Below are 19708 nucleotides of genomic sequence, written 5' to 3'. Positions count from 1 at the left end.
GGCCGCCCCACCTGCTCCTTTGGTCAACGCTCTGACCAATGGCCGCAGTTGGCTCGCCTCGGGAGGTTTGATGAAGCACCGCGGCAGACACCGTCGACGCAAGCAGGGCCGTGCGCTGCGGGCGTTCCTCGCCGGAACGGCCCTGGCGCTCACCGCCGCCGCCACGATGATCAGCGCCTCGCAGGCCACGGTGGGGGATGATCCCGGGGCGCTGAAGCCGCTCGCGGGGGCCGCCGGGACGGACGCGCTGCGGCTGCGCGAGCAGTTGGTCCCCGAGGCCACCCTGGACACGCTCTCCTCCTCGATGGGCAAGCCGGTCGGCGTGAGCGCCGTCCTGGAGGGCGCCGAGCACGCGCTGCGCACCGCGGACGGCTGTACGGCCGGGGAGCGCACGGCACTGCCGGTCGCGCCGGCCGCCACCCGCGCGTACTGCTGGGACGCCGAGGACACCCGGTCCTGGCGGGCCGGTGCCGTGACCACCTCGGGCGACGCCGACGACGACGGCTGGTGGAACGACCACCGGGTGATCCTGTCCGGCTGGAGCCAGGACGCCGGCCGGCTGGCGCGGGTGTCGTTCGTGGACGCCACCGACATGGACCAGATGCTGTACGCCTCGGCGCTGCTCGTCGTCCCGGTGGACGGCGGACGGGACTACCGCGCGCTGACGTCCGGCCTCACGGGCATGGTCTGGTACCAGGACAAGCTGCTGGTCACCGCGGGCGACGGGCTGTACGTGTACGACCTGGACCGCGTCCAGCGCACCACGGTCGACGGCGCCGCCGTGGGCCGGGTCGGCTCGGGCTGGTCGGCGCACGGCCACCACTTCGTGCTGCCGGCGGTCGGCTCGTACCGGCTGACCGGGCGGGACGCGCCCCGCCTCGGATCGGTGTCGCTGGACCGCAGCACGGCCCCGGACAGTCTGGTCGCGAGCGAGCGGACGGCGGCGGACAGCGACGGGCACGCGCGGCTGTGGCGGTACGCGTTCAGCAAGGACCCGGCCCGCACCGGTCTGCTGGCCACGGACGCCTCCGGGACGGCCCGGGCGGTCGAGGCGTACGAGACGGAGGCGTCCGGCGTCCAGGGCGTGCTGTCCCGCAGGGCGTCCGGCGCGGAGGGCGCCGGCTGGTACGTGGGCCGCGCTCCGGCCCGGACGGACCGGCACGGCAGCCTGTGGCGCCAGGACGCCGACGGCGCCGAGGCGACGCGGTGCGGCACGGAGGGCGCCCCGAGGTGCTGGGGCGTGGGCGCGGGTTCCCTGTCGTACTGGGAGGCGACCGGCGAGGTCTGGTCCCAGTCGGGCCGGATCCTGTTCGCGGTGCCGCTGCGGTCGATCGACGCGGCGCTGGACTGAGACGCGGCTGGACTGAGGGGCGGTCTTGGAGTGAGGGGCAGCCGTCCGGCCCCGGCACAGACGAGGGGGCCGATCGACAGATCCGCCGTCGGGATGATTGCCTGACCGCATGCCCACCATCGCCGTGACCACCTGGTCCCTGGAACAGACCGCCCCCACCGACCTCCTCCCGGCCCCCGCGCCGGAGGGGGACGTACGGGTCGTCCGCGCCGAGGTCCCCTCGCCCGAGTTCAGCCGTTTCCTGTACGCGTCCGTCGGCGGCGACATCCGCTGGGTGGACCGGCTCGGCTGGAGCTACGCGCGGTGGCAGGAGCAGCTGGAGCGTCCGGGTGTCGAGACCTGGGTGGCGTACGACCGCGGGACTCCGGCGGGCTATGTCGAGCTGGAGGCGCAGGACGGCGGGGTCGTGGAGATCGTCTACTTCGGCCTGATCCCGGCCTTCCGCGGGCGGCGGATCGGCGGCCATCTGCTGTCGTACGCCACCGCCCGCGCCTGGGACCTGGCCGAGCGGTGGCCGGATCTCCCGCCGACGAAGCGGGTGTGGCTGCACACGTGCAGCAAGGACGGGGAGCACGCGATGGCCAACTACCAGCGCCGGGGCTTCACGCTGTTCGACACGAAGGTCGAGGAGGAGGCCGAGGTGGCGACGCCCGGGCCGTGGCCCGGCGCGTACCCTGGCTGACCTGGCCGGAAACGGCCTGATCGGGCCATGTGACCGACGACACCCTTGTCTCACTCTACGGGACAAGGGTGTCCGCATCTCGGACGAAGCTGGACTGGTCTCAGATCGCCGTGACACGCTTCCGTCATGCCTGGAACTGGAATTGCCTTGGTGAGTCGGCGGCACGTCGACCTGGGCCGCATGTCCAGCGCCATCTGTCCGGTGCGCTGACCGCCCCTGAGCGCCCGACACCTCTCTTTTTTCACGCTTCCGTCCCGCGCGATGCCGCGCACCTCTGCCCGTGCGCCCGTATGCGCAGGTCAAAGCCGCATTCCCGCCTGTCCCGAAGGACGTATCAACCATGGCCGCCACCCCGCAGAAGCCTGCCGCCGCGACTCCGCGCCGCAAGGTGAGCCGTCACCGCGGTGAGGGTCAGTGGGCCGTGGGCCACCTCACCCCGCTGAACGGCAACGAGCAGTTCAAGAAGGACGACGACGGTCTCAATGTGCGGACACGCATTGAGACGATCTACTCCAAGCGCGGCTTCGACTCCATCGACCCGAACGATCTGCGCGGCCGTATGCGCTGGTGGGGGCTGTACACCCAGCGCAAGCCCGGGATCGACGGCGGCAAGACGGCCGTCCTGGAGCCGGAGGAGCTGGACGACTCCTACTTCATGCTGCGCGTCCGCATCGACGGCGGCGCGCTGACCACGCGGCAGCTGCGGGTCATCGGCGAGGTCTCGCAGGAGTACGCGCGCGGGACCGCGGACATCACCGACCGGCAGAACGTCCAGTACCACTGGATCCGCATCGAGGACGTCCCCGCGATCTGGGAGCGGCTGGAGGGCGTGGGCCTGTCCACGGTCACGGCCTGCGGCGACACCCCGCGTGTGATGATCGGCTCGCCGGTCGCCGGCATCGCCGAGGACGAGATCATCGACGCCACCCCCGCGCTGGAGGAGATGAAGCGCCGGGTCCTGAACAACCCGGCCTACTCCAACCTCCCCCGCAAGTTCAAGACGGCCATCTCGGGATCGCCGCTCCTCGACGTGGTGCATGAGATCAACGACGTCGCGTTCGTCGGCGTAGTGCACCCCGAGCACGGCCCCGGCTTCGACATCTGGGTCGGCGGCGGTCTGTCCACCAACCCCAAGCTGGGTGTGCGGCTGGGCGCCTGGGTGCCGATCGACGAGGTGCCGGACGTCTACGAGGGCGTCATCTCGATCTTCCGCGACTACGGCTACCGGCGGCTGCGCAACCGCGCCCGCCTGAAGTTCCTCGTCGCCGACTGGGGCGCGGAGAAGTTCCGCCAGGTGCTGGAGGACGAGTACCTCGGCGGGCGCAAGCTGGTCGACGGGCCCGCCCCCGAGCAGCCCGTGCAGCAGTGGCGCGACCACATCGGCGTCCACCGCCAGAAGGACGGCCGCTACTACGTCGGGTTCGCCCCGCGCGTCGGACGCGTCGACGGCGCCACGCTCACCAAGATCGCCGACCTGGCCGAGGCCCATGGCTCGGGCCGGGTGCGCACCACCGTCGAGCAGAAGATGATCGTGCTCGACGTCGAGCAGGACCAGGTCGACTCGCTGGTCGAGGGCCTGGAGGCGCTCGATCTGACCGCGCGGCCGTCCACCTTCCGGCGCGGCACGATGGCCTGCACCGGCATCGAGTTCTGCAAGCTGGCCATCGTCGAGACCAAGCAGCGCGGCTCGCAGCTGATCGACGAACTGGAGCGCCGCCTGCCGGAGTTCGAGGAGCCGCTCACCATCAACCTCAACGGCTGCCCGAACGCCTGCGCCCGTATCCAGGTGGCGGACATCGGTCTCAAGGGGCAGCTGGTCCTGAACGACCGGGGCGAGCAGGTCGAGGGCTACCAGGTGCACCTCGGCGGTGCGCTCGGCCTGGAGGCCGGGTTCGGCCGCAAGGTCCGCGGTCTCAAGGTCACCTCGGAGGAACTGCCCGACTACATCGAGCGGGTCCTCAAACGGTTCCAGGCGGAGCGCGAGGAGGGCGAGCGGTTCGCCGCCTGGGCCGCGCGCGCCTCGGAGGAGGCCCTGTCATGAGCGAGCGGGCCGCACCCTTCTACTGCCCCTACTGCGGCGACGAGGACCTGCGCCCGAGCGAGGAGGGCCACGGCGCCTGGGAGTGCGCCGCGTGCAACCGCGCCTTCCGGCTGAAGTTCCTCGGGCTGCTCGCCCGGGGCCTTCGGCACGACGACACCGGGGGAGACGAGATATGACGGCGACTCACGAGCGCACGACGGACGAACTGCGGGCGCTCGCCGAGCAGGCGGGCCGCGACCTGGAGGACGCCTCCGCGCTGGAGATCCTCCAGTGGGCGGCGGACACGTTCGGTGAGCGGTTCTGCGTGACCTCCTCGATGGAGGACGCGGTGGTCGCCCATCTCGCCTCCCGTGCGATGCCCGGCGTCGACGTGGTGTTCCTGGACACCGGCTACCACTTCGAGGAGACCATCGGCACCCGCGACGCCGTCGAGGCCGTGATGGACGTCAACGTCATCACCCTCACCCCCCGGCAGACGGTCGCCGAGCAGGACGCCGAGTACGGCCCGAAGCTGCACGACCGCGACCCCGACCTGTGCTGCAGGCTGCGCAAGGTGGAGCCGCTGGAGCGCGGCCTCGCCGGCTACGCGGCCTGGGCGACCGGCCTGCGCCGGGACGAGTCCCCGACCCGGGCGAACACCCCGGTCGTCGGCTGGGACGAGAAGCGGCGGAAGGTCAAGGTCTCCCCCATCGCCCGCTGGACCCAGGACGACGTGGACGCCTACGTCGCCGAGCACGGCGTGCTGACCAACCCGCTGCTGACGGACGGCTACGCCTCCGTCGGCTGCGCCCCGTGCACCCGCCGGGTCCTCGCGGGCGAGGACGCGCGCGCCGGCCGCTGGGCGGGCCGCGCCAAGACCGAGTGCGGACTGCACGGATGACGACCCCCACGACTCAGGAGAACCACGTGACGACCGGAGCCACCGTCTGGCTCACGGGTCTGCCGAGCGCCGGCAAGACCACCATCGCCCATGAACTGGCCGGCCGGCTGCGGGCCGAGGGCCACCGGGTCGAGGTCCTCGACGGCGACGAGATCCGCGAGTTCATCTCGGCGGGCCTCGGCTTCGGCCGCGAGGACCGGCACACCAACGTGCAGCGCATCGGCTTCGTCGCCGAACTGCTCGCCCGCAACGGCGTCAAGACGCTCGTCCCGGTGATCGCGCCCTACGCCGACAGCCGTGAGGCGGTCCGCAAGCGCCACCAGGAGAGCGGGGCTCCGTATCTGGAGGTGCACGTGGCCACGCCGGTCGACGTGTGCTCCGTCCGCGATGTGAAGGGGCTGTACGCCAAGCAGGCCGCCGGCGAACTGACCGGGCTCACCGGGGTCGACGACCCGTACGAGGAGCCCGAGTCGCCGGATCTGCGGATCGAGTCGCAGCACCAGACCGTGCAGGAGTCCGCGGCGTCCGTGTACGCCCTGCTCACCGAGAGGGGACTGGCATGACGACGACCGTCGCCACGCCGCAGGAGGGTACGGGCAGCCCGTACGCCCTGTCGCATCTGGACGCCCTGGAGTCGGAGGCCGTCCACATCTTCCGTGAGGTGGCGGGTGAGTTCGAGCGGCCGGTGATCCTTTTCTCCGGCGGCAAGGACTCCATCGTCATGCTGCATCTGGCGCTGAAGGCGTTCGCGCCGGCGCCGGTGCCGTTCTCCCTGCTGCACGTCGACACGGGCCACAACTTCCCCGAGGTCATCGAGTACCGGGACCGCACCGTCGAGAAGCACCAGCTGCGGCTGCACGTCGCCTCGGTGCAGGACTACATCGACCGGGGGGTGCTCAAGGAGCGCCCGGACGGCACCCGCAACCCGCTGCAGACGCTGCCGCTGACGGAGAAGATCCAGGCGGAGCGGTTCGACGCGGTGTTCGGCGGCGGGCGCCGCGACGAGGAGAAGGCCCGCGCCAAGGAGCGGGTGTTCAGCCTCCGCGACGAGTTCTCGCAGTGGGACCCGCGCCGCCAGCGGCCCGAGCTGTGGAACCTGTACAACGGCCGCCACGCGCCCGGCGAGCACGTCCGTGTCTTCCCGCTGTCCAACTGGACCGAGCTGGACGTCTGGCAGTACATCGCCCGCGAGGGCATCGAGCTGCCGCAGATCTACTTCGCCCACGAGCGCGAGGTGTTCAAGCGCTCCGGGATGTGGCTGACGGCCGGCGAGTGGGGCGGCCCGAAGGACGGCGAGACCGTCGAGAAGCGGCTCGTGCGCTACCGCACCGTCGGCGACATGTCCTGCACCGGTGCCGTGGACTCCGACGCGGTGAGCCTGGAGCAGGTCATCACCGAGATCGCCGCGTCCCGGCTCACCGAGCGGGGCGCCACCCGCGCCGACGACAAGCTCTCCGAGGCCGCGATGGAAGACCGTAAGCGCGAGGGGTACTTCTAAGCATGAGCACCACGACGACCGAGGAACTCTCGGCCACCACCCTGCTGCGGTTCGCCACCGCGGGCTCCGTCGACGACGGCAAGTCCACCCTGGTCGGGCGGCTGCTGCACGACTCCAAGTCGGTGCTCGCCGACCAGCTGGAGGCCGTGGAGCGCGCCTCCTTGAGCCGTGGCCAGGACGCGCCCGACCTCGCGCTGCTCACCGACGGTCTGCGGGCCGAGCGGGAGCAGGGCATCACGATCGACGTGGCGTACCGTTACTTCGCCACGCCCCGGCGCCGGTTCATCCTGGCCGACACCCCGGGCCATGTGCAGTACACCCGCAACATGGTGACCGGCGCGTCGACCGCCGAGCTGACGGTGATCCTCGTCGACGCCCGCAACGGCGTGGTCGAGCAGACCCGCCGGCACGCGGCCATCGCCGCCCTGCTGCGCGTCCCGCACGTGGTGCTCGCCGTGAACAAGATGGACCTGGTGGACTACCAGGAGTCCGTGTTCGCCGCGATCGCCGAGGAGTTCACGGCGTACGCGCTGGAGCTGGGCGTCCCGGAGATCACCGCCATCCCGATCTCGGCGCTGGCCGGCGACAACGTGGTGGACCCGTCCGCGCACATGGACTGGTACGGCGGCCCGACCTTCCTGGAGCACCTGGAGACGGTCCCGGTCAGCCACGACCTCAGCCACTGCCACGCGCGGCTGCCCGTGCAGTACGTGATCCGGCCGCAGAGCGCGGAGCACCCCGACTACCGGGGCTACGCGGGCCAGATCGCCGCCGGTTCGTTCCGGGTCGGCGAGTCCGTGACCGTGCTGCCGTCGGGCCGTACGTCCACGATCTCCGGGATCGACCTGCTGGGCGAGCCCGTCGACGTCGCCTGGACCACCCAGTCGGTGACGGTCCTCCTGGAAGACGACATCGACGTCTCGCGCGGCGACCTGATCGTGCCGACCAAGGACGCGCCCCCGACCACGCAGGACATCGAGGCCACCGTCTGCCATGTCGCCGACGCCCCGCTGACCGTCGGCCACCGGGTGCTGCTCAAGCACGGCACCCGCACCGTCAAGGCGATCGTGAAGGACATCCCGTCCCGGCTCACGCTCTCCGACCTGTCCCTGCACCCGCACCCCGGGCAGCTCGTCGCCAACGACATCGGCCGCGTCAAGGTGCGCACCGCCGAGCCGCTGCCGGTCGACTCCTACGCCGACTCCCGCCGTACGGGCTCGTTCATCCTGATCGACCCGAGCGACGGCACCACGCTGACCGCGGGCATGGTCGGCGAGTCCTTCGCGGCCCCGGAGCCGGTCAAGGAGGAGCCCGAGGACGACGGGTGGGATTTCTGACGTGACACGTTCCGTGTCCGCCCGCCGCGCCCCGCGCCGGACGCTCGCCGTCCTGGCCGCGCTGCCGCTGCTCGCCCTCGGGGCGTGCGGCTACGGCTCGCAGGCCAAGGAGTCCACCGAGCAGGCCGTCGCGGGCGCGCCCAAGGTGGACGGCCTGGACTCGGTGCGCATCGGCTACTTCGGGAACCTGACCCACGCGACGGCCCTGGTCGGCCGGCACGAGGGCCTGTTCCAGCAGGAGCTGGGCGGCACACGGGCGGAGTACGCGACGTTCAACGCCGGTCCGTCGGAGATCGAGGCGCTGAACTCCGGTTCCGTCGACATCGGCTGGATCGGCCCCTCCCCCGCCGTCAACGGCTACATCAAGGCGCAGGGGAAGAATCTGCGGATCGTCTCCGGGTCGGCCTCGGGCGGTGTGAAGCTCGTCGTGGACCCGGAGAAGGTCAAGTCGCTGAAGGACGTCAAGGGCAAGCGGATCGCGACTCCGCAGCTCGGCAACACCCAGGACGTGGCGTTCCTCAACTGGGCCTCCGAGCAGGGCTGGAAGGTCGACGCGGAGAGCGGCAAGGGCGATGTGTCCGTCGTCCGCACCGACAACAAGATCACGCCGGACGCCTACAGGTCCGGGTCGATCGACGGCGCGTGGGTGCCCGAGCCGACCGCCTCCAAGCTGGTCGCCGAGGGCGGCAAGGTGCTGCTGGACGAGTCGGACCTGTGGCCCGGCGAGAAGTTCGTGATCACGAACGTCGTCGTGTCGCAGCGCTTCCTCAAGGAGCACCCGAAGGCCGTGGAGGCCGTCCTGCGCGCCTCCGTGAAGACGAACCGGTGGATCACCGCCCACCAGGACCGCGCGAAGGCCGCGGCGAACGCGCAGCTGGAGGCCGACACCGGCAAGCCGCTGCCCGCGAACGTCCTCGACCCGGCGTGGAAGTCCCTCGCGGTCACCGACGACCCGCTGGCGTCCACGCTGCGCACCCAGGCCGGTCACGCGGTCCGGGCGGGCCTGCTCCAGCGCCCCGATCTGACCGGCATCTACGACCTGGGCCCGCTGAACAGGGTCCTCAAGGCCGAGGGCGCGGCCGCGGTCCACGACGCCGGTCTCGGCGCCGGGTAACCCCGTCCGCCGAGCCACCCCACCCGCCGAACAGCCCCATCCGTCGAGCAAGCCCATCCATCGAGTTCCCAGGAGGTGACGACCATGGCCACCGCCCTCGCCACGGCCGCCGGCACGGACGCGTCCGTCGAGCACGCCGCCCGGATCGAGCATGTCTCGAAGTCCTTCGCCGGCCCGGCCGGGCAGCAGCTCGTCCTCGACGACATCACCCTCGACGTCGCCCCCGGCGAGTTCGTCACCCTTCTCGGAGCCTCCGGCTGCGGCAAGTCCACCCTGCTCAACCTGGTCGCCGGCCTCGACCGGCCCAGCGCGGGCACCATCAGCACCGACGGCCGCCCCGCCCTGATGTTCCAGGAACACGCCCTGTTCCCCTGGCTCACGGCCGGCAAGAACATCGAACTCGCCCTCAAGCTGCGGGGCGTGGCGAAGGCCGAGCGGCGCCAGCGCGCCGAGGAACTGCTCGAACTGGTCCGCCTGAAGGGCGCGTACGGCAAGCGGGTGCACGAGCTGTCCGGCGGCATGCGCCAGCGCGTCGCCATGGCCCGCGCGCTCGCCCAGGACAGCCGGCTGCTCCTCATGGACGAGCCGTTCGCCGCGCTGGACGCCATCACCCGGGACGTCCTGCACGACGAACTCACCCGCATCTGGCGGGAGACCGGCGTGTCCGTCCTGTTCGTGACGCACAACGTCCGCGAGGCCGTCCGGCTCGCCCAGCGGGTGGTCCTGCTGTCGTCGCGGCCCGGCCGCGTCGCCCGGGAGTGGACCGTGGGCATCCCGCAGCCCCGCCGGATCGAGGACGCCGAGGTCGCCGAACTGTCCCGGGAGATCACCGAAGAACTGCGTGGGGAGATCCGCCGTCATGGCCAGCACTGAGACGACCGCCGCCAAGGACGGCGCCGATCTCGCCGGACTCGAGGCGGGCCTGGACGCCCTGGAGACGGTGGACAGCGGCCGTACGCCGTTCCGGAAGACCCTCACCCAGAAGGTCCTGCCGCCGGTCGTCGCCGTCCTGCTGGTGCTGGCGCTCTGGCAGTTCCTGGTGTCGTCCGGGATCGCCGACGATCCGACCAAGCTGCCGCCGCCGTCCGCGGTCTGGGACGAGCTGCGCGAGGCGTGGCTGGAGGGCACCCTCCACCAGTACATCTGGACGTCGGTCTCGCGCGGTCTGCTCGGCTTCCTGCTGGCGCTCGCGATCGGCACCCCGCTCGGGCTGATCGTCGCGCGGGTGCGGTTCGTACGGGCCGCGATCGGGCCGATCCTGTCCGGGCTGCAGTCCCTGCCGTCGGTGGCCTGGGTGCCGCCGGCCGTGATCTGGCTGGGCCTGAACGACCGGATGATGTTCGCGGTGATCCTGCTGGGCGCGGTGCCGTCGATCGCCAACGGGCTGGTGTCGGGCGTCGACCAGGTGCCGCCGCTGTTCCTGCGGGCCGGCCGCACCCTGGGCGCGACGGGTCTGAAGGGCACCTGGCACGTCGTGATGCCCGCCGCGCTGCCCGGCTATCTCGCCGGTCTGAAGCAGGGCTGGGCGTTCTCCTGGCGGTCGCTGATGGCCGCCGAGATCATCGCCTCCTCCCCCGACCTGGGCGTGGGCCTCGGCCAGCTCCTCGAGAACGGCCGCAACACCAGCTCCATGTCCATGGTCTTCTTCGCCATCCTGCTCATCCTGGTCGTCGGCATCGCCATCGACCTGCTGATCTTCAGCCCGCTGGAGCGCCGGGTGCTGCGCGGCCGCGGTCTGCTGGCAAGGAGCTGAACTCCCGTGAACAACCAGCCGGTCCTCCTCGTCATCGCCCACGGCAGCCGTGACCCACGGCATGCCGCGACCGTGCACGCCCTCGTCCGGCAGGTGCGCGCGATGCGCCCGGGGCTGCGGGTGGAGACCGGCTTCCTGGACTTCAACGTCCCGTCCGTGCAGGGCGTCCTGGAGTCGCTGGCCGCCGAGGGCGTCCGGGACGTCGTGGCGCTGCCGCTGCTGCTGACCCGTGCCTTCCACGCGAAGGCCGACATCCCGGCGGTGCTGCGGGAGGCGCCGGCCAGGCTGCGGATCCGGCAGGCGGACGTGCTCGGCCCGTCGCCGCTGCTGATCGCGGCCCTGGAGCGGCGCCTGTACGAGGCGGGCCTGACGCCCGCCGACAAGTCCTCGACCGGGGTCGTGCTGGCTTCGGCGGGGTCCACCGACCCGGAGGCGATCGCAGTGATCGCAGAAATCGCGCGGGAGTGGCGGCACACCGGTTGGTGCGCCGTGCGGCCTGCGTTCGCCTCCGCTGCCCTTCCCCGCACCGAGGACGCCGTCCGCGAGCTGCGGGACCTCGGCTGCGCCCGGGTGGCCGTGGCGCCGTACGTACTGGCGCCGGGCCGGCTGCCGGACCGGATCGCGCGGGGCGCGGCCGGGGCGGACGTCCTCGCGGACGTGCTCGGGGCCGCGCCCGAGGTGGCGCGGCTCCTGCTGGCCCGCTACGAGGCGGCCCGCCGGCCGGTGCTGACGGCGCTCGGCGCCTGAGCCCCTTCAGCCGGTGCGGGCGACGGCCTCGTCCGCGCGTCGCACCAGCTCCGCCAGGGGCATCGACCCCGGCTCCCGGCGCTCGCGCGCGAACGTGCCGGCGAGGTGCTGGAGGAGTTCGTTCAGCGGGGTCGCCACGCCGTGCAGCCGGCCCAGGAGGGCGATCTCGCCGTTGAGGTAGTCGGACTCGATGGTGCCGGTGCCCCGGGCGAGGGACTGCCAGGAGGAGCCGCCGCCGCTCGGGACGCCGTCCAGCGGGACGAGGGTGACCTTGTCGCCGCGGACCGCCCGCTGTTCCCCGGGGGTGGCGTACGCGATCCCGGCGGCGCGCAGGACGGCCGCGCCCTCCGCCTGGACCCGCCCCAGCAGGGCCATGGCCTCCTCGCCGGCGACCGGCCCGGTGAGCGCCTCCACCGCGTTGCCGAGGTTGGCCAGCAGCTTGGCGTACTGCCAGCGCGCCACGTCGGGCACGACCGGCGCCTCGAAACGGGACTTCTCCAGGTCGGCGGCGATGAGCCGGGCGGTCTCGTCGGTGCCGTGCGGATGGCGGCCGAGGTGCAGGATGCCGGTGAGCGGGGTGCCGGCCGCGGAGACCACGCCCGGTTCGACGTAGGTGCAGGGCAGCCAGACGCAGACGCCGTACACGCGCCGGAACACCCGCAGGGCGAGGCGCTGGCTCTCGACGCCGTTCTGCGCGCAGACCAGCGGCAGCCGCTCGGCGGCCGTCCCCCCGCCGGTGACCGGCGCGGGGCCCCAGGCGCGCACCGCCGCCTCGGTGTCCTGGGTTTTGACGGCGAGGACGAGGACGTCGTCGAGGCGCAGCGCGCCGAGCGCGTCCGGGCCGTCGACGACCGGTATCCGCAGGGCCAGTTCGCCCTCGGGGACCCTGAGCCGCAGTCCGTGGTCCCGTAGGGCGTCGTGGTGGGCGCCGCGCGCCACGAGGACGACGTCGTGTCCGGCCTCGGCGAGCCGTCCGCCGACGACTCCTCCGACGGCTCCGGCCCCGATGATGACGTAGCGCACGCTCATGCCTCTTCTCCGCCGTACGGCGTCCCTTGGTGGAAGTACATCTGCCAGCCCGCGTCCGTCCGCCGCCACAGGGAGCTGCGGTGGGCGCGCACGCCCTCGCGTTCGGTGTCGAAGACGAGGTGGACGACGTCGGGCGCGAGCCGGACGCCGTGGATCGGGGAGGTGACGACGTACCGGTGCGGGTCGGTGTCCAGGGGGAGGCGGGCCAGGGTCGAGGCCCGGTCCCAGTGGCTGCCGGAGGAGCCGAACTCGTGGAACTCCGGGTGCAGCAGGGCGCCGAGGAGTTCCGGGGAGCGGCGGACCTCGGGGTCCAGCAGACGCATTTCTCCCTCGATGGCCGCCTGGACGGCGGGGTCGCGGTCAGGCACCGGTCAGCTCCACGAGTTTCACGACGGTGTTCCAGTTCCGGCTGGTGGCGATCAGGCCCTTGGTGAGCCGGGGCCGCGACAGGGCCTCGGCGAGCTTGGAGCGGCCGAGTCCGTCCGGGGCGTACAGGTACACCGCCCGGTCGCCGAGCCGGAACTCCTCCGGCAGGTACGCGGCCGGGTCGATCCCGGCGTAGCGCGCGGGGTCCGCGGGCGCGGAGAGGTAGGTGACGTGGAGTTGCCTGCCCTCGAGCGTGTCCGCGGGGAACGGGCAGTCGTCGACGACGGCCTCGAGGTAGGCGTGGTCGCGGACGATGACGTCCACCGGGAAGCCGAAGTGCGCCTCGATCGCCGCCGTGATCTCCGCGGCGAGGGAGTCCTCGTCGCCGCGCCCGGCGGCGAACACGGCCTGGCCGCTCTGGAGATGGGTGCGCACGCCGTCGAGTCCGAGGCCGGTCAGAAGGGTGCGCAGCTCGGCCATGGGCACCTTCCGGCTGCCGCCCACGTTGATCCCGCGCAGCAGCGCCGCGTACATCGTCGTCATCCGGCCAGCCTAGGACGACGAGAGCGCGGCCGTCGTGCCCCGTGGGGGTGGGCACGATGACCGCAACCGTAAGTTACTTACCGGTCAGCACGAAGCACAAGCTCCGGTGTCCCGGTCGCCCCACTCGTCCCGGAAGCTGATCCCTGATCGGTGTCCCCGACCGCCCGGGATAGATGTAAGGGGCCGCTGTCCTCCTCGGTGCGGAGGCTTCGGCGTACGAGGGGATGAGTTCCGCCCGCCGCACTTCACCGGGCAGCACGACGAGACCGTTCCGCCCGGCTCATACCGTCGAGAGACGAAAGGTGACGGCGTGGGGCCGTCGCCGCGACCACAGGGGGCAGGCCCTCATGGGGAACAGGGAGACGCGAGTGCGGGGGCTCGCCGCTCGCGCCGGCGGCTGGAGCGCCCGCCATCGATGGACCGCCGTCGGGATCTGGGTGCTGTTCGTCGTCCTGGCGATGGGCCTCGGTTCGGCGGCGGGCCGGGTCGACGTCACGGACAGCGACCAGCTGAAGGGGGAGACGCACACCGCCGCACGGATCATCGAGGACGCCGGCATCGAGGAGCCGGCCGGTGAGACCGTCCTGATCCAGGCGAAGGGCGGCTCGCTGAAGGCCACCGACCCGGCGTTCCGCGACGCGGTCGACGCGGTCGTGAAGGCCGTGGAGGGCACCGGCGAGGTCCGGGACGTGACGTCGCCGTACGACACGAAGACCATCTCCGAGGACGGCCGCAGCGCCCTGGTGCAGTTCGACATGCGCGGGGACTCCGACACCGCCGGGGAGCGGGTCGAGCCCGTGCTGAAGGCCGTCGAGGAGGTCCAGAAGGACCACGGCTCGCTGCGGATCGAGGAGATCGGCGGCGCCAGCATGATGAAGACGTTCGACGACGCTTTCGGGGACGACTTCCAGAAGGCCGAGTACTCCGCGGTGCCGGTGGCCCTCGGCATTCTGCTCATCGCCTTCGGCGCTCTGGTGGCGGCGCTGCTGCCGGTGCTGCTCGCCATCACCGCGATCATGGCGACGATGGGCCTGATGGGCCTCGTCAGCCATGTCATGCCGATGTCCGACACCGCGAACTCCGTGATGCTGCTGGTCGGTCTGGCCGTCGGCGTGGACTACTGCCTGTTCTATCTGCGCCGTGAGCGCGAGGAGCGGGAGGCCGGCCGGGACGCGCAGACGGCCCTGCGGGTCGCCGCCGCCACCAGTGGCCGCGCGATCATCGTCTCCGGTGTCACGGTGTGCGTGGCGATGGCGGGCATGCTGTTCACCGGTCTCGCCGAGTTCGAGGCGATGGGCCTGGCCTCGCTGATGGTCGTGGCGGTCGCCATGGTCGGCTCGGTGACCGTGCTGCCGGCGCTGCTGTCGCTGCTGGGCGAGCGGGTCGAGAAGGGCAAGATCCCGTTCCTGCACCCGGAGAGCCGGCTGCGCCGCAATCGGGGCGGGGTGAAGCGGGAGAGCCGCTTCTGGTCGGCCGTGCTCAAGGCGGTGCTCGCCCGCCCGGTCATCTCGGTGGTGGTGGCAGCCGGTGCGCTGCTCGCCGTCGCGGCCCCGGCGGTGGGCATGAAGACCCAGAACCTCACGCTGGACCAGGAGTTCGGGGACTCGCTGCCGATCGTGCAGACCTACAACCGGGTCAACGACGCCTTCCCGGGCGGCTCCGAGCCGGCCGAGGTCGTCGTCAAGGCGGACGACATCAACGCCCCCGAGGTGAAGTCCGCGCTCGCCGCCTTCCGTGAGCAGGCCGTCGCTTCGGGCGCCTCGCGCGGCCCGGTCGACATCAAGCTGCACGACGCGCAGAACGTCGCCTTCGTCTACGTGCCGCTGGTCGGCGGCTCCGACCTGGACAAGGCGGGCGAGAGCCTGGACAAGCTGCGCGACGAGGTCCGCCCGGCCACGCTCGGCAAGGTCGACGGCCTGGAGGCGCCGATCACGGGTCAGGTCGCGGGGTCGAAGGACTTCAACGACCAGCTGGCCGGAGCGGTCGTCCCGGTCTTCGCGTTCGTCGTGTTCTTCGCCTTCGGGCTGATGCTGCTGTCCTTCCGGTCCCTGACGATCGCCGCCACCTCGATCGTGCTCAACCTGCTGTCGGTGGGCGCCGCGTACGGCATCCTCGTCGCCGTCTTCCAGCACGGCTGGGGCGCGTCCCTGGTGGGCGCGGAGGGTGTGGGCGCCATCATCACCTGGCTGCCGCTGTTCCTCTTCGTGATCCTGTTCGGCCTGTCGATGGACTACCACGTGTTCGTGGTCTCACGGATCCGTGAAGCTCGGCTGCGCGGCCTGACCACGAAGGACGCGATCCAGCACGGGGTGGTCACCACGGCCGGCGTCGTCACCAGCGCCGCGGTCATCATGGTCGCCGTCTTCGCGATCTTCGGCACCCTGTCGATGCAGTCCATGAAGCAGATGGGCGTGGGCCTCGCGGCGGCGGTGCTGATCGACGCGACGATCATCCGGGGCGTCCTGCTCCCGGCCGTGATGGCACTGCTGGGCGAGCGCAACTGGTACCTGCCCAAGTGGCTGCACCGCCTGCCGGACCTGACCCACGACGAGTCACCGGAGGCCGTGACACGGACGGCGGCCCGAGACGACGAGGGCGAGCGGGTACCCGTCTGACCCGCCCGGCCCGCCGAGTGAGGCCCGTCGACTCCAGGGGAGTCGGCGGGCCTTACTGCTCGGCCTCGTCCTGCGCGCCGTCCTCCTCGTACAGGCCCTCGAGCGCCGCGACGCACGCGTCGGCGACCTGCCCCGCGAACCGCGCGCACGTCCACGACTCCACGCTGTGGCCGTCATCCGTGGGCGGGAACTCCTCGGGCGCGTAGAAGTGCGGCAGGCCCGTGCGGAACTCCCCCGCGTCCAGGGACGGGTGGGCGCCGGTGTGGGCGCACCGCTCGGGGCGCGGTGCGGCGGCGGTCCTGCGCAGGGCGGCGAGGACGTCCCGGGCCACGGCGTAGGGCGGGGCGGGGTACGAGATCGTCATGGCCTGGCGGGCGGTGAGCAGCAGAACGGTCCTCTCCCGGAGCCGGTCGATCTGGCCTCCGTCCTCTTCGAGTCGCTCCAGCCGGTCGTAGCGGCGCGCCGCCCACAGACCCAGTTCGTCGGCGTGCCGCTCGTTCCAGGAGACGTTGTGGAGCCGCTCGGTGACCTTCTCGATGTCGAGCCGACCGTCCGGCCGGAGGTACTCGGCGTCGAGGTGGGAGGTGTCGCGGGGCCCGAAGATCTTGTCGTATCCCGCGCGGAGTCCGGTCAGCGTCTCCCGGGCGACCTCGGCCATGAAGGCGGGGCACACCATCTGATCCAGCGGGGCGCCACCGCCGTAGTGGTCGCGCTTGTGCTCGTACACGCGGCGTCCGGAGGGGCTGCTGAGGACGATCCCGAGTTCGGCGGCGTCCGTGCTGTGACCGCTGAGCTTCGGGTGCCCGTCGTGGTCGCAGGTCGCGTCGGCGAAGTCCGGCAGGACCTTCTCCACTGCTCCGATGAGCCCACGGAGGACGGACCTGTCCTGGATCATGCCGGACACGGCGTGCCAGCTCACGGCCCGCACGACGTGGAGACGTCCGGGGCGCTCGGCCGGCTCGGCGTCGTGGAGACGGCTGCCCTGCGAGGCGATCTCCTCGGCCACGTCCGTCCCCGGCTCGGGGTACAGCTCCAGCAACGCCTGCAGCGTCCTGATGTCTTCGCGGTCCTCCAGGGACAACCGGGGCGGTACGTCCTCGACTTCGCCCGGACGCAGGATGTCGAGGGCGATCCGCGCGAACCCCGCCACGTTGCGCGGGCAGCGCCAGGCCGCGCGGGAGCGGTCCTCGTACCACTCGGCGGTCTCGTCGGGGATCCGCAGCAGCAGGTCGGGGAGTTCCTCGTCGTCGCCGTAGCCCGCGTGGGTCTCGTACGGGTGGGTGTCGTGGTCGCAGGACGCGGCGCGTTGCGCGGCGTCGGCCGCCCGCAGCGCCGCCTCGGCCTCGGCCCGGGAACCGACGCCCGACCGGTTCGTGTAGGGGGCCAGCAAGGTCAGGCCGAGCACCCACACGTACGCGTCCGCCGCCCCGGGAGCGGCGGCGAGCCGGGCGGCGCAGTCGAGGACCGTCCCGTCGTGTTCGCCGTCCGGAGCCCAGTAGTCGTACTCGTCCCGGATTTCCTCCCAGGACGAGACCAGGTCCTCGAGGTCCATGTCACCGATGTCCGTCACGATCTCATCGACGCCTGGCGGACCCGAGAGGTTCCACCGGCACGATCACCGCTACCGGTTCGCCCGCGCGTGGCGGGCGGCGGGCAGTTCGGCTTCGATCAGGTCGGCGGCGCGGCGGGTGCCGCCCTCCTGGGACATCTCGGCCTGGATCTCCTTCAGGCGGCGGGCGACCTCGGGGTCGCCGGTGAGGGCGAGGGCGGCCTCGCGCAGGGCCTCCGCGGTGGCCTCCTCGGTCGGGAGGTGCCGGGCGACACCGAGGGCCTGGAGCATGTCGGCGTTGCCGAACTGGTCCACGGCCTGCGGTACGGCGATCATCGGGGTGGCCGTGGCCAGGCCCTCCTGGCTGCCGCCCGCGCCGGCGTGCGTGACGAACAGGTCGGCCTGCCTCAGGATCGTCACCTGCGGGACCCAGTCGTGCACTTCGACGTTCCCGGGGATCTCCCCGAGCTCGGCGGGGTCGACATGCCGGCCGATCTGCAGCACCAGGTGCCAGTCCGGCAGTCCGGCGAAGGCCCGCACGCACTCCCGGTAGAACGCCGGCTGCTTGGTGAACGCCGAGCCGAGGGAGACGAGCGCGACCTTCTCGGCGCCGGCCGGCCGCCGCCAGTCGCCCTCGGCGCCGCGGTCGCCCTGGCAGGCGCCGACGAAGGAGTACACCCGCTCGTCGACCCGGTCGGCGTTGGGCTGGAGGGCACGCGGGATGAGGACGATCGAGCGGTCGGGGCGGCCGACGAACGGGTCGGGGTGCAGCTCGACTCCGTTCTCCGCCAGCCAGTCGCGGAAGCGCTTGTAGTACGCCTGCCCGCGCTCGGTCTTCTTCGGTTCCGCCCACATGGGCTCGGCGATCTCCTCCTCGTAACCCTCCCAGGCGACGAGGTTCGGCGACAGCGAGACGGCGGGCACGCCCCAGCGGTGGGCGAGGACGCGGGCCGGGTAGGAGGTGATGTCGTGCAGGACGAGGTCGGGTTCGTCGCCCTCGTACGCCTCGATCAGCTGCGGGAGGGCCTGGATCGCGTCGGCCAGGAACGGCTCGACGTTGTCCAGCAGGGTGCTCCCCCACGCCTCCGGGTCGGCGTCGGGGCCGGGCAGCGTGGAGTTCCAGAGCTTCGGCTCGGCGCCGGTCGCGGCGACCTTCTCGGCGAAGACCGGCGGGATGGCGTAGGTGACGCGGTGCCCGCGCGCCACGAGCTCGCGGATCACCTCGAGGCTGGGGTTCACATGCCCGTGGGCGGCGACGGAGAACATGGCGATGTGCGCGGGAGTGGTCATGGGCTCGACCATAGGCGAGACGATACGTCTCGTGCAACCTGAATTCATGACACCGGCGGCCCTGTGATCCGCATTCACGAGCCCAGCACCTCGTGCAGCCTCAGCCATGTCCACGGCGGCACCTCCCCCACCAGGACGTCCCGGTCGAGCCCCGCCGCGCGGAACGCCGCGTCCACCCGCCGTCTCGGGCGGGCCCGCCGCAGCGAGGCGTGCAGGGAGCCGCCGGCCCCGGAGAAGCCGAGTTCGACCAGCTCCCGCCAGCCGGCGTCGGCGCCGGGCGCGAGCAGCGGGGTGCGGCGCCGCTCGATACGGACGATCCCCGCGTCCACCCGGGGCACGGGGCGGAAGCTGCGGCGCCCGACCCGTCCGGCGAGCCGCCACTCGTGGCGGGGCCAGGTCAGCACGGTCAGCCGGGTCCAGCTGCCGTAGTCGCCGGTGCGTTTGCGGGCGTACTCCAGCTGGGTGAGCAGGGTGGCGTCGGTGAGGTGCGGGGCCCGCAGACACCACCCGACGACGGCGGCGGTACGGGAGAAGGGGACGTTCCCGGCGACGGAGAACGGGGTGCGCGGCGCCCTGGCGCGCAGGAAGTCCTCGCCGAGGACGCGGACGTGCGGGGCGTCCGCGAAGCGCGAGCGCAGGACGGGGACGAGCCGCGGGTCGATCTCGTAGGCGAGGAGACTGCGGCAGCGCGGGGCGAGCAGCTCGGTCAACGCGCCTTTGCCCGCGCCGACTTCGAGCAGCAGCGGGACGGGGAGGCCGTGGGGCGCGGCGAGCCGGGCGAGCTGTCCGGCGGCGGCGCGGTCGGCGAGGAAGTTCTGCGAGAGCGCGCGGGATACGCGACTGGGGCGGGCCATGGCCTGCGGTCCTTGTCTTCCGTGGAGAGGGAGAAGGGCAGCCGAAGGCCCTGACCGGA

Annotated in this window: 19 protein-coding genes and 1 pseudogene; 14 read left to right on the top strand and 6 right to left on the bottom strand. The window is 72.1% G+C overall.

Features of this window, described 5'->3' with window-relative positions:
- Positions 1 to 70: 70 nt before the first annotated feature.
- The 13 genes from KBY32_RS18680 to KBY32_RS18625 all read left to right on the top strand — a co-directional run bounded on the left by KBY32_RS18680 (position 71) and on the right by KBY32_RS18625 (position 11403).
- On the top strand, positions 71 to 1351 hold the full coding sequence (locus KBY32_RS18680) for a hypothetical protein (protein ID WP_210980845.1): 1281 nt from the start codon (positions 71 to 73) through the stop codon (positions 1349 to 1351).
- Between the two features lie 109 nt (positions 1352 to 1460).
- Positions 1461 to 2033, top strand: a complete 573-nt coding sequence (locus KBY32_RS18675; protein ID WP_210980844.1) for a GNAT family N-acetyltransferase — start codon at positions 1461 to 1463, stop codon at positions 2031 to 2033.
- A 126-nt stretch (positions 2034 to 2159) separates the two neighbouring features.
- Positions 2160 to 2243 carry a putative leader peptide gene (locus KBY32_RS35970; protein WP_351391960.1) on the top strand — a complete coding sequence of 28 codons (84 nt, stop codon included), beginning with the start codon at positions 2160 to 2162 and terminating at the stop codon, positions 2241 to 2243.
- A gap of 130 nt (positions 2244 to 2373) precedes the next feature.
- Positions 2374 to 4074, top strand: a complete 1701-nt coding sequence (locus KBY32_RS18670) for a nitrite/sulfite reductase (protein WP_055624008.1) — start codon at positions 2374 to 2376, stop codon at positions 4072 to 4074.
- Positions 4071 to 4250: a hypothetical protein gene (locus tag KBY32_RS18665; RefSeq protein ID WP_055624009.1), complete on the top strand. Its 180-nt coding sequence runs from the start codon at positions 4071 to 4073 to the stop codon at positions 4248 to 4250. Before KBY32_RS18670 ends, KBY32_RS18665 begins: the two co-directional genes overlap by 4 nt.
- Entirely contained in the window at positions 4247 to 4954 is a 708-nt protein-coding gene (locus tag KBY32_RS18660) for a phosphoadenylyl-sulfate reductase (RefSeq protein WP_055624010.1), read from the top strand. Before KBY32_RS18665 ends, KBY32_RS18660 begins: the two co-directional genes overlap by 4 nt.
- Before the next feature lie 26 nt (positions 4955 to 4980).
- Positions 4981 to 5517, top strand: coding sequence for an adenylyl-sulfate kinase (cysC, locus tag KBY32_RS18655; RefSeq protein WP_308293752.1), 537 nt, complete (start codon positions 4981 to 4983; stop codon positions 5515 to 5517).
- Positions 5514 to 6452 carry a sulfate adenylyltransferase subunit CysD gene (gene cysD / locus KBY32_RS18650; protein ID WP_055624012.1) on the top strand — a complete coding sequence of 313 codons (939 nt, stop codon included), beginning with the start codon at positions 5514 to 5516 and terminating at the stop codon, positions 6450 to 6452. Before cysC ends, cysD begins: the two co-directional genes overlap by 4 nt.
- 2 nt (positions 6453 to 6454) lie before the next feature.
- Positions 6455 to 7789, top strand: coding sequence for a sulfate adenylyltransferase subunit 1 (locus tag KBY32_RS18645; RefSeq protein ID WP_055624013.1), 1335 nt, complete (start codon positions 6455 to 6457; stop codon positions 7787 to 7789).
- Position 7790: 1 nt separating this feature from the next.
- Positions 7791 to 8903, top strand: a complete 1113-nt coding sequence (locus KBY32_RS18640) for an aliphatic sulfonate ABC transporter substrate-binding protein (protein WP_374224960.1) — start codon at positions 7791 to 7793, stop codon at positions 8901 to 8903.
- A gap of 84 nt (positions 8904 to 8987) precedes the next feature.
- Positions 8988 to 9776, top strand: coding sequence for an ABC transporter ATP-binding protein (locus KBY32_RS18635; protein WP_210980842.1), 789 nt, complete (start codon positions 8988 to 8990; stop codon positions 9774 to 9776).
- Entirely contained in the window at positions 9763 to 10656 is an 894-nt protein-coding gene (locus KBY32_RS18630) for an ABC transporter permease (RefSeq protein ID WP_210980841.1), read from the top strand. Before KBY32_RS18635 ends, KBY32_RS18630 begins: the two co-directional genes overlap by 14 nt.
- A 6-nt stretch (positions 10657 to 10662) precedes the next feature.
- Positions 10663 to 11403, top strand: a complete 741-nt coding sequence (locus KBY32_RS18625; RefSeq protein ID WP_210980840.1) for a sirohydrochlorin chelatase — start codon at positions 10663 to 10665, stop codon at positions 11401 to 11403.
- A gap of 6 nt (positions 11404 to 11409) precedes the next feature.
- Here the strand turns inward: KBY32_RS18625 and KBY32_RS18620 are convergent, their stop codons facing one another.
- From KBY32_RS18620 to KBY32_RS18610, 3 genes are read right to left on the bottom strand one after another with little or no spacing between them, the layout of a single operon-like run.
- Positions 11410 to 12426 carry a ketopantoate reductase family protein gene (locus tag KBY32_RS18620; RefSeq protein ID WP_210981016.1) on the bottom strand — a complete coding sequence of 339 codons (1017 nt, stop codon included), beginning with the start codon at positions 12424 to 12426 and terminating at the stop codon, positions 11410 to 11412.
- Positions 12427 to 12428: 2 nt separating this feature from the next.
- Entirely contained in the window at positions 12429 to 12800 is a 372-nt protein-coding gene (locus KBY32_RS18615; protein ID WP_210980839.1) for a DUF4440 domain-containing protein, read from the bottom strand.
- Complete coding sequence (locus tag KBY32_RS18610; RefSeq protein WP_055624018.1) at positions 12793 to 13341, bottom strand: DUF1697 domain-containing protein; 549 nt, start codon at positions 13339 to 13341, stop codon at positions 12793 to 12795. Before KBY32_RS18610 ends, KBY32_RS18615 begins: the two co-directional genes overlap by 8 nt.
- Before the next feature lie 347 nt (positions 13342 to 13688).
- Here KBY32_RS18610 and KBY32_RS18605 point away from each other — a divergent pair, with 347 nt between their 5' ends.
- Positions 13689 to 15956 (top strand): MMPL family transporter, encoded by a 2268-nt coding sequence (locus KBY32_RS18605; protein ID WP_210980838.1) that lies wholly within the window; start codon positions 13689 to 13691, stop codon positions 15954 to 15956.
- Between the two features lie 52 nt (positions 15957 to 16008).
- Here KBY32_RS18605 and KBY32_RS18600 read toward each other — a convergent pair whose 3' ends face one another.
- From KBY32_RS18600 to erm(V), 3 genes and pseudogenes are all read right to left on the bottom strand, one after another.
- Positions 16009 to 17526, bottom strand: a complete 1518-nt coding sequence (locus KBY32_RS18600; RefSeq protein ID WP_308293751.1) for a hypothetical protein — start codon at positions 17524 to 17526, stop codon at positions 16009 to 16011.
- Positions 17527 to 17577: 51 nt separating this feature from the next.
- Positions 17578 to 18832: pseudogene (gene mgt, locus KBY32_RS18595) on the bottom strand (macrolide-inactivating glycosyltransferase).
- 37 nt (positions 18833 to 18869) lie between these two features.
- Positions 18870 to 19649, bottom strand: a complete 780-nt coding sequence (gene erm(V) / locus KBY32_RS18590; RefSeq protein ID WP_210980836.1) for a 23S rRNA (adenine(2058)-N(6))-methyltransferase Erm(V) — start codon at positions 19647 to 19649, stop codon at positions 18870 to 18872.
- Positions 19650 to 19708 lie beyond the last annotated feature (59 nt).

This window comes from Streptomyces sp. RK62, assembly GCF_018070255.1.
Classification (GTDB): Bacteria; Actinomycetota; Actinomycetes; order Streptomycetales; family Streptomycetaceae; genus Streptomyces; species Streptomyces nigra.
Note: the sequence above shows the minus strand (reverse complement) of the source record. Positions and strands in the feature narration are given on the sequence as shown.

Bases quoted from the DNA above. Each gene is read 5' to 3' on its own strand.
- KBY32_RS18675 (WP_210980844.1), top strand. From the start codon at position 1,461: ATGCCCACCATCGCCGTGACCACCTGGTCCCTGGAACAGACCGCCCCC.
- cysD (WP_055624012.1), top strand. From the start codon at position 5,514: ATGACGACGACCGTCGCCACGCCGCAGGAGGGTACGGGCAGCCCGTAC.
- KBY32_RS18645 (WP_055624013.1), top strand. From the start codon at position 6,455: ATGAGCACCACGACGACCGAGGAACTCTCGGCCACCACCCTGCTGCGG.
- KBY32_RS18630 (WP_210980841.1), top strand. From the start codon at position 9,763: ATGGCCAGCACTGAGACGACCGCCGCCAAGGACGGCGCCGATCTCGCC.
- KBY32_RS35970 (WP_351391960.1), top strand. From the start codon at position 2,160: ATGCCTGGAACTGGAATTGCCTTGGTGAGTCGGCGGCACGTCGACCTG.
- KBY32_RS18610 (WP_055624018.1), bottom strand. From the start codon at position 13,341: ATGACGACGATGTACGCGGCGCTGCTGCGCGGGATCAACGTGGGCGGC.
- KBY32_RS18635 (WP_210980842.1), top strand. From the start codon at position 8,988: ATGGCCACCGCCCTCGCCACGGCCGCCGGCACGGACGCGTCCGTCGAG.
- KBY32_RS18680 (WP_210980845.1), top strand. From the start codon at position 71: ATGAAGCACCGCGGCAGACACCGTCGACGCAAGCAGGGCCGTGCGCTG.
- KBY32_RS18670 (WP_055624008.1), top strand. From the start codon at position 2,374: ATGGCCGCCACCCCGCAGAAGCCTGCCGCCGCGACTCCGCGCCGCAAG.
- KBY32_RS18660 (WP_055624010.1), top strand. From the start codon at position 4,247: ATGACGGCGACTCACGAGCGCACGACGGACGAACTGCGGGCGCTCGCC.
- KBY32_RS18665 (WP_055624009.1), top strand. From the start codon at position 4,071: ATGAGCGAGCGGGCCGCACCCTTCTACTGCCCCTACTGCGGCGACGAG.
- KBY32_RS18605 (WP_210980838.1), top strand. From the start codon at position 13,689: ATGGGGAACAGGGAGACGCGAGTGCGGGGGCTCGCCGCTCGCGCCGGC.